Source organism: Bradyrhizobium sp. Kon56, assembly GCF_055807635.1.
The window spans coordinates 20,052-28,177 of the sequence record NZ_JBVVOU010000047.1 but is presented as its reverse complement, the minus strand read 5'-3'; the positions used below and the strand labels follow the sequence as shown (position 1 = coordinate 28,177).

General features: G+C 64.5%; 9 protein-coding genes. 3 read left to right on the top strand and 6 right to left on the bottom strand.

The window, feature by feature from the left end:
* Positions 1–69: 69 nt before the first annotated feature.
* From AC0L3B_RS35705 to AC0L3B_RS35685, 5 genes are all read right to left on the bottom strand, one after another.
* Positions 70–474: a thioesterase family protein gene (locus AC0L3B_RS35705; RefSeq protein WP_473382210.1), complete on the bottom strand. Its 405-nt coding sequence runs from the start codon at positions 472–474 to the stop codon at positions 70–72.
* Positions 475–647: 173 nt separating this feature from the next.
* Positions 648–896 carry a tautomerase family protein gene (locus AC0L3B_RS35700; protein ID WP_083926322.1) on the bottom strand — a complete coding sequence of 83 codons (249 nt, stop codon included), beginning with the start codon at positions 894–896 and terminating at the stop codon, positions 648–650.
* 55 nt (positions 897–951) lie between these two features.
* Positions 952–2,472 carry a histidine--tRNA ligase gene (gene hisS / locus AC0L3B_RS35695; RefSeq protein WP_247522926.1) on the bottom strand — a complete coding sequence of 507 codons (1,521 nt, stop codon included), beginning with the start codon at positions 2,470–2,472 and terminating at the stop codon, positions 952–954.
* 50 nt (positions 2,473–2,522) lie between these two features.
* Positions 2,523–3,047 carry a YegJ family protein gene (locus AC0L3B_RS35690; RefSeq protein WP_018453504.1) on the bottom strand — a complete coding sequence of 175 codons (525 nt, stop codon included), beginning with the start codon at positions 3,045–3,047 and terminating at the stop codon, positions 2,523–2,525.
* Between the two features lie 268 nt (positions 3,048–3,315).
* Entirely contained in the window at positions 3,316–4,398 is a 1,083-nt protein-coding gene (locus AC0L3B_RS35685; protein ID WP_026232543.1) for a branched-chain amino acid aminotransferase, read from the bottom strand.
* Positions 4,399–4,737: 339 nt separating this feature from the next.
* Between AC0L3B_RS35685 and AC0L3B_RS35680 the strand changes: the two genes are divergently transcribed.
* The 3 genes from AC0L3B_RS35680 to AC0L3B_RS35670 are packed head-to-tail and all read left to right on the top strand — an operon-like array spanning position 4,738 to position 7,411.
* Positions 4,738–5,277, top strand: a complete 540-nt coding sequence (locus AC0L3B_RS35680) for a MarR family winged helix-turn-helix transcriptional regulator (RefSeq protein WP_007596846.1) — start codon at positions 4,738–4,740, stop codon at positions 5,275–5,277.
* A complete protein-coding gene (locus AC0L3B_RS35675) occupies positions 5,274–6,005 on the top strand; it encodes a response regulator (protein ID WP_204512372.1) in 732 nt (243 codons plus the stop codon). Before AC0L3B_RS35680 ends, AC0L3B_RS35675 begins: the two co-directional genes overlap by 4 nt.
* Before the next feature lie 17 nt (positions 6,006–6,022).
* A complete protein-coding gene (locus tag AC0L3B_RS35670; protein ID WP_018453501.1) occupies positions 6,023–7,411 on the top strand; it encodes an ATP-binding protein in 1,389 nt (462 codons plus the stop codon).
* A 169-nt stretch (positions 7,412–7,580) separates the two neighbouring features.
* On the opposite strand, the gene AC0L3B_RS35665 is transcribed toward AC0L3B_RS35670, so the two are convergent.
* Positions 7,581–8,111 carry a DUF3617 domain-containing protein gene (locus AC0L3B_RS35665; RefSeq protein WP_473382209.1) on the bottom strand — a complete coding sequence of 177 codons (531 nt, stop codon included), beginning with the start codon at positions 8,109–8,111 and terminating at the stop codon, positions 7,581–7,583.
* Between the last annotated feature and the right edge of the window lie 15 nt (positions 8,112–8,126).

Sequence of the window (8,126 nt, the reverse complement as noted above, 5' to 3'; positions counted from 1 at the left end):
TCTACGCCAATACTGTCGTGCAACGGGGCACGCCCTGGATCGAAAAAGCCGCCTAGCCTTTAATGGTTGCTACGATTTCGAGCCTGCGGCTAGCCGCTTGTTGAACATCTCGACATTGACGAGCCCGCGCGCGTGGCGCCCTTCGCCGAGTTTTCGCGGGCCTTCGAAGGCCTCGACCTCGAAGCGGATGACGCGGCGCTCGACCGCGAAAACCTTCGCAGTGGTCCGCACCGTCGCACCGACGAGGGCTGCTGCAAGATGGCGGATATCGACCTCGGTGCCGACGGTGACCCAGCCCGGCTGAAGGACGCTGCGAATCGCATCGCCCGACGTCATCTCCATTTCCAGGATCATCATCGGCGTCGCATAGACCATCGGCATGCCGGGCACGAAATGCCCGACCGTCCGCTCCACCGGCACCACCAGCGTGCGCTCGGCGCTCATGCCGACCTTGATGAAGTCGCGTGCGTCCATGGGGCCTCCCCCCGTCGTCCTGGACAAGCGCAGCGCCGATCCAGGACCCATTACCCCGACCCAACATTGTCATGCGCGGTCTAAACCACGACCTGCTGCGACAACTGCCGCTTGGGGTAATGGGTCCTTGGCTTTCGCCAGGACGACCTTTGTGGTTGCCGAACCAGCGCCGGCTACTTCTTCGCAGCCGCCGCGCGCTCCACGAACGTCTTGCCGCCCTTCATCTTGTGGCGGAGCGGGGCTTCATTGATCTGGATGACGACGGCGTCGGCATCGACGCCGAGATTCTTCACCAGTGCCTGGGTGATGTCGCGCATCATGCCGGCCTTTTGTTCGTCGGTGCGGCCTTCGGCCATGCTGACAGTGATCTCAGGCATTTTTCTCTCCCTTGGGGCCGGACACCGGCCATTGACGGGCGCCATCAAACAGGAGGTAGATGTCCGGGACAAGCCCGGGCATGGCGACGTCAGCGAATGGCTAGCCCCAGCTCACGTCATGGCGCGCCAACACCTCGCGCACTTTGGCGACGAGGTCGGCCTCGCTGCACGAGAACTGCGCCGGGCGGCTCTCGCGCCATTCCTGGTTGGAAGCGATCGCGGCCGCCGCCTTCGCGCCCTCGATCAGATCCTTGATCTGCACCTCGCCACGCGCTTTTTCATCCGAGCCCTGGATGATGACGCAGGGCGCATTGCGGCGATCGGCATATTTGAGCTGGTTGCCCATGTTCTTGGGATTGCCGAGATAGAGCTCGGCGCGAATGCCGGCGGTTCGCAACGATGCGACCATCTTCTGATAGTCGGCGACGCGGTCGCGGTCGAACACGGTGACGACGACGGGGCCGAACTCGGGCCGCGTGTCGAGCTTGCCAAGCAGAGTCAGCGCGGCCTGAAGCCGCGACACGCCGATCGAGAATCCGGTCGCCGGCACCGGCTCGCCGCGAAAGCGCGAGACGAGACCATCATAGCGGCCACCACCGCCGACCGAGCCGAAGCGGACCGGGCGGCCCTTGTCATCCTTGGTCTCGAGCAGCAGTTCGACCTCGTAGACGGGGCCCGTGTAATATTCGAGACCGCGCACCACGGAGGGATCGATCTTGATGCGGTCCGCGCCGTACCCCGACGCCGTCACCAGTTTCGCGATCTCTTCCAGCTCGCTCACGCCGGCCTGACCGACTTCGCTCTTGGCGAGATAGACCTCCGCCGCGGCGATCGCCTCTTTCCAATCGTCGCGCGGTTTGGTGATGGCGAGAACGACGTCAGCCTCCGACGCGCTCAAATTGGCGCCCTTCGTGAAGTCGCCCTTGCCTTCTTCGCCGCCATCCCATCTACCGGGACCGAGCAGTTTGCGAACTTCCTCGGCGGGAAATTTGTCGAGCTTGTCGATCGCGCGCAGCACCGTCAGTCTGCGTGCTGCGTTCTCTTCGCCGCCGAGCCCGATGGCTTCCAGAACGCCGTCGAGCACCTTGCGGTTGTTCACCTTCACGACATACGAGCCGCGCGCAATGCCCAGCGCTTCCATCGTGTCGGCCGCCATCATGCAGATCTCTGCATCCGCCGCCGGCGTCGCCGAGCCGACCGTGTCCGCATCGAACTGCATGAACTGGCGGAATCGGCCGGGGCCAGGCTTCTCGTTGCGGAAGACGTAGCCCACGCGATAGCTGCGATAGGGCAACACAAGACCGTCGGTCCCGTAGCGCTCGCCGACATAGCGCGCGAGCGGCGCGGTCAGATCGTAGCGTAAGCTGATCCACTGCTCGTCGTCGTCCTGGAACGAGAACACGCCCTCGTTCGGACGATCCTGGTCGGGCAGGAACTTGCCGAGCGCATCGGTGTATTCCATCGCCGGCGTTTCCACGGGCTCGAAGCCGTAGAGCTCGTAGACGGCGCGGATCTTCTCCACCATCTCGCGCGTCGCCCGGATCGCGGCGGGATCGCGATCCTCGAGCCCGCGCGGCAGCCGCGCCTTCAGCTTCTGGGATTTTTTGGGTTTTTCGGCCATGCGCGGCATTTACCAGCCGACGCGTGATGCGGCAACTGCCGGGTAATCGCTTACGGCTGCTCCATCCGCGCCCGGAGCGCGTCGGCATCCGCTTTCGGCAGCGACTTCAGCGTTGGCTTGATGGTTTCGCCGCCGACGATCTTGCCGTTGCGCATGAACATCCAGTCCGAGATGTCGGCTTCAGTGAATTCGACCTTATCGCCTGCCCGCTTGCCGGCCAGATCGCGTGGCTCGTTGGCGAAGAGGCCGGAATAGGCCCCATTGGGTAGCTTCTTCACCTCGGCCATCCAGATGTGCTCACCGCCTTTGCGGGTCGAAAAGTGCACCTTCAGGGCATGCCCTGTCTCCGACGGCTTCGGCGCCTCGTAGGAGGCCCAAAAGGTCGGCAGCGTGCCGCGGGCGCGCGCGATCGCGGTGTTCATCTCCGGATCGGTGGTGCGCACGTCGACGACGGGCGAACGGCCCTCAGCGGAGACGTCCGGCTTGGGGCCGATGGTCAGAATGCCGAATACGGTGATGCCGGTGACCGCGGCAAGAACGACCCATTTCAGGGACTGGGGAAGAGTGGATGTCATGATCGCGATGTCCGGATGACTCGATGTCTGGGTATGCGAGGTCTTGGACTTTGTCGCACGATCATGGTGTCGCGTTCATGGCGAGAAAAGCCAACCAGCGATGCCCTTTTCCCCTCTCCCCTTGTGGGAGAGGGTGGCTCGCCGCGTAGCGGCGAGACGGGTGAGGGGTTCTATCCGCGAGTCCAACTGACCCTTGAACTCGCGGATAGAACCCCTCATCCGGCGCTTCGCGCCACCTTCTCCCACAAGGGGAGAAGGAAGAAGGGCCTCAATCCACCTTCCGGATCCAGTTGTGCGGATCGTTGGTGCGGCCGTACTGGATGTCGACGAGCTGCTTGCGCAGGCCCATGGCGACGGGGCCCGCGGCACCGCCGCTGATCTCGAAATCGCCGCTCACCGAGCGCACCGTGCCGATCGGCGAGATCACGGCGGCGGTGCCGCAGGCAAACGCTTCCTTCAGCTTGCCGCTGGCCGCATCCTTGCGCCACTGGTCGAGCGAGTACGGCTCCTCACGCACGGTCTTGCCGGCGTCTTTGGCCAGCGCAATGATGGAGTCGCGGGTGATGCCGGGCAGGATGGTGCCCAGCGGCGGCGTCGAGAGCGACCCGTCGTCGAACACGAAGAACACATTCATGCCGCCGAGCTCTTCGATGTAGCGGCGCTCGATTGCATCGAGAAAGACGACCTGGTCGCAGCCGTGCTGGATCGCCTCGGCCTGCGCACGCAGGCTTGCGGCATAGTTGCCGCCGCATTTGACGGCGCCGGTGCCGCCGACGGCAGCGCGCGTGTAATTCTCCGACACCCAGATCGAGACCGGCGCGGGGCCGCCCTTGAAGTAGGAGCCGACCGGCGAGGCGATCACCGCGAAAATGTATTCGGACGACGGCTTGACGCCGAGGAAGGTCTCGCTCGCGATCATGAAGGGGCGCAGGTAAAGGCTACCCTCGCCGCCCGGCATCCAGGCGCGATCGATGCGCACGATTTGCTCGACCGCCTCGATGAAGACGTCTTCAGGGAGCTGCGCCATCGCCATGCGGTCCGCCGAGTCCTTGAAGCGCCGGGCATTGGCATCGGGGCGAAACAGGTTCACGCCGCCGTCGTCGCGCTTGTAGGCCTTGAGGCCTTCAAAAATTTCCTGGGCGTAGTGCAGGACGGCGCCGGCCGGATCGAGCTGGAAATTGGCGCGGGCCTCGACACGCGCCTCGTACCAGCCGCCCTTGGCCTGGTTGTAGCGGACCACTGCCATGTGGTCGGTGAAGACCCGCCCGAAACCGGGGTCGACCAGCTTGGCGACCCGATCCTTCTCGGAGGTCGGATTGGATGCGGGCTGGATGTCGAATTTCATGCTCATGTCCTTGCCTCCCGCTGCCGGTAGCGGCGCCGTTGTGGCACCCGCCTGCCCCGATTTGGGCCCGGCTGGCTCGATTGGTTTCTGGCCGGACCGCCGCCAGCCTTGTTACGGCCGGTTTCCGTGGCCAGCATGTCACCGAGGACATGCTTTTGCGGAAGACGGAAGTCCAGTATGTTTTGCCGAAATGCCGTTCGACAATCGCACGGTAGATCTGCTCCGGCCGTCTCCGCCTGTCCGGCCCACTGCGGCCGCCTTGCTTCGATGCCCACCCGACGCGAAACGATCTAAAATTTCGTGCGGGCTGATCGTTTTGTAACATTGAGACCAAGATACGTCAATATGCCTGACATAAATTTCGCGACTCCTTCTCAAGACGCAGCCGGGCCGCGGCCGGCCGCAGACGACGGAGGCAATTTGCGCTGGGATATCATCGAACTGCTGTTCTTCGCCTATCGCGATTTTGTCGGCGATCCCGACCAGGAGCTGGAGGCGTTCGGCTTCGGCCGGGCCCATCACCGCGTCATGCACTTTGTCTATCGTTATCCCGGCCTCAAGGTCGCCGACCTCCTCGACGTCCTGCGCATCACCAAGCAATCGCTCGGCCGGGTGCTCAAGCAGCTCCTGGACGAGGGCTATATCGTGCAGAAGACCGGCGACAATGATCGCCGCCAACGCCTGCTGTTTGCGACACCGAAGGGCGAGGCGCTGGTGCAGAAGCTCGCCGGCCTCCAGACCACGCGCATCACCAAGGCGCTTGCCGAGATGGCGCCGCAGGATGCCGAGACCGTCAAGCGCTTCCTGCGCGCGATGATCGACCGCGACGATCCGGACAAGGTGCTCGAGACGATCTTTGCCACCGTCAATCAGGACAAGGAGTGACCGTGCCGCTCGCTGCCACGCTCGCACGCCCGCCGGCACGTCCCGCAGACGATGCCCCGCATCTCCTGCTGGTCGATGACGACCGCCGCATCCGCGATCTGCTCTCGCGCTTCCTTGCCGGCGAAGGCTATCGCGTCTCGACCGCCGCGAGCGCTAGCGATGCCCGTTCCAAGCTTTTGGGCCTGCACTTCGACCTCTTGATCCTGGATGTCATGATGCCCGGCGAGACCGGCTTCGATCTCGCCCGTTTCATCCGGACCTCGTCCTCGGTGCCGATCGTGATGCTGACGGCGCGGCATGAAGCCGAAGCGCGCATCGAGGGCCTGCAGATCGGTGCCGACGATTACGTCGCAAAGCCGTTCGAGCCGCGCGAGCTTGCGCTGCGCATCAACAACATCCTCAAGCGCGCCGCGCCGCCGCCACAGGCCACTGCGGTCGAGAAGATCGCGTTTGGCCCGTACATCTATCACCTCGACCGCGGCGAATTGCGCCAGGGCGAAGACGTCATTCACCTCACCGACCGCGAGCGCGAGATGCTGCGGATTTTGTCGGAGACACCGGGCGAGACCGTGCCGCGCAGCGCGCTGACCGGCAATGGCAGCGTCAACGAGCGCGCCGTCGACGTGCAGATCAACCGCCTGCGGCGCAAGATCGAGACCGATCCCGCCAATCCGCTGTTCCTCCAGGCCGTGCGCGGCATCGGCTACCGGCTGGTAGCCTCGCCATAAAGAGTGAACCGCCACCGATGAGCACGATCGATACCGGCCTGACGCTTTTGAAGAGCGCCGCCGGCCGCGTCTCCGCCGCCAATGGCTGGATGGGCAATGCGTTCAAGGGCTGGATGCCGACCGGCCTTTATGCGCGTGCGCTGCTGATCATGATCGTGCCGATGGTGATCCTGCAATCGGTGGTCGCCTTCGTGTTCATGGAGCGGCACTGGAACACGGTGACACGCCGCCTGTCGGCCGCGGTGGTGCAGGACATCGCCGCGCTGATCGACGTCTACAAGGGCTACCCGCAAGACAAGGATCGCGACCAGATCCGCCGCATCGCGCAGCAGCGCCTGGGCCTCGTCGTCGATTTCCTCCCGGCCGGCGACATGCCGCCGCCGGGACCAAAGCCGTTCTTCTCGCTGCTCGACCAGACGCTGTCGGTGCAGCTCGGCCGTCAGATCGGGCGCTCCTTCTGGATCGACACGGTGGGCCGCTCCAACCTCGTCGAGATCCGGATCCAGCTCGACGACGCCGTGATGCGCGTGTTCGCGCAGCGCAGCGCCGCCTATGCCTCGAACTCGGAGATCTTCCTGTTCTGGATGGTCGGCACGTCCTCGATCCTGCTGATCGTCGCGGTGCTATTCCTGCGCAACCAGATCAAGCCGATCCTGCGACTTGCCGACGCCGCCGAAAGTTTTGGCAAGGGCCGCGAGGCGCCGAATTTCCGCCCGCGTGGCGCGCGCGAGGTGCGGCGCGCGTCGGTCGCCTTCCTCGAAATGAAGTCGCGCATCGAGCGAACGATGGAGCAACGCACCGCGATGCTAGCCGGCGTCAGCCATGATCTGCGCACGATCCTGACGCGGTTCAAGCTCGAGCTGGCGTTGATCGGCGACAGCCCCGAAATGGAGGGCATGCGCAAGGACGTCGACGAGATGTCGATGATGCTCGAGGACTACCTCGCGTTTGCCCGCGGCGATTCCGGCGAGCAGTCGCAGCCGACCGACATGGCCCAGGCGCTCGAGGAGCTGCGCAGCGACGCCGAGCGCCACGGCCACACGGCGACCGTTGCGTTCAACGGGCTGCCCGTGGTCACGGTGAAGCCGGCCTCATTCAAGCGCTGCCTCGCCAACCTCGTCACCAACGCCGCCCGCTACGGCAAGAGCATCGCCATCACCGGCCAGCGCGATCACCGTTATTTGACCGTGACGGTGGACGATGACGGGCCGGGCATTCCCGCCCATCTGCGCGAAGAGGTGTTCAAGCCGTTCCTGCGGCTCGACAACGCCCGCAACCAGGACGAAGGCGGCACAGGTCTTGGCCTCGCGATCGCCCGCGACATCGCCCGCTCGCACGGCGGCGACATCACGCTTGGCGACAGTCCGATGGGCGGATTAAGGGCGAGCGTGCGGATACCGGTGTAGCTGCCTCTTCCCTTCTCCCCCTGTGGGAGAAGGTGGCGCGAAGCGCCGGATGAGGGGTCTCTCTCCGCGAATTCAAAGCGAAAAGAGTCACACGCGGAGACAAACCCCTCACCCGTCTCGCCGCTGCGCGGCGAGCCACCCTCTCCCACAAGGGGAGAGGGGAAGAGCCCTACTTCGGCAGCAGCGCCTTCAGCTTGTCCATGTCACGCACGTTCATCTTGAAGCCGCCGGGCATCACGATGTCGCCGGGCTTCTGGTCCGGCTTGCAGGCTCCCAGCCATTTCGCTTCGAGCTGCACGGTCGTGTCGCGGCCTGCCGCGCCGGCGGCGCCGCCTTGCGCGTGCGACGACGTCTTCACCGTATAGGCCGAATTGAAATCGCCGGTGATCTCAGCATGCGAAGTCGTGCTGATGCCGGCGACATTGCACTCGGAATCGCTGACATAGCCGGTCGCGGTCTTCTTGATGTCCTGCTTGGCGCAGATCTGCTTGGCCATCGGCGAGACGTTGTTGTTCATTTCCTTGTCGACGGTCTCGTCGGTGCAGTGCTGCATGGTCATCTCGGGCACCGGCGTGCCGGTCCGGACCATCTTCAATTCCCACAGCCCCGCCTTACGTACCGGCAGGTCGTCAGCGTGGGCGCTTGCTGCCGACAAGACGAGGCAAAGGGCGGAGCCGAGCAAAGCGAGTTTGCGCGTCATGTCGGAAGCTCCCGG

Bases quoted from the DNA above. Each gene is read 5' to 3' on its own strand.
- AC0L3B_RS35705 (WP_473382210.1), bottom strand. From the start codon at position 474: ATGGACGCACGCGACTTCATCAAGGTCGGCATGAGCGCCGAGCGCACG.
- AC0L3B_RS35700 (WP_083926322.1), bottom strand. From the start codon at position 896: ATGGCGCCCGTCAATGGCCGGTGTCCGGCCCCAAGGGAGAGAAAAATG.
- hisS (WP_247522926.1), bottom strand. From the start codon at position 2,472: ATGGCCGAAAAACCCAAAAAATCCCAGAAGCTGAAGGCGCGGCTGCCG.
- AC0L3B_RS35690 (WP_018453504.1), bottom strand. From the start codon at position 3,047: ATGACATCCACTCTTCCCCAGTCCCTGAAATGGGTCGTTCTTGCCGCG.
- AC0L3B_RS35685 (WP_026232543.1), bottom strand. From the start codon at position 4,398: ATGAGCATGAAATTCGACATCCAGCCCGCATCCAATCCGACCTCCGAG.
- AC0L3B_RS35680 (WP_007596846.1), top strand. From the start codon at position 4,738: ATGCCTGACATAAATTTCGCGACTCCTTCTCAAGACGCAGCCGGGCCG.
- AC0L3B_RS35670 (WP_018453501.1), top strand. From the start codon at position 6,023: ATGAGCACGATCGATACCGGCCTGACGCTTTTGAAGAGCGCCGCCGGC.
- AC0L3B_RS35665 (WP_473382209.1), bottom strand. From the start codon at position 8,111: ATGACGCGCAAACTCGCTTTGCTCGGCTCCGCCCTTTGCCTCGTCTTG.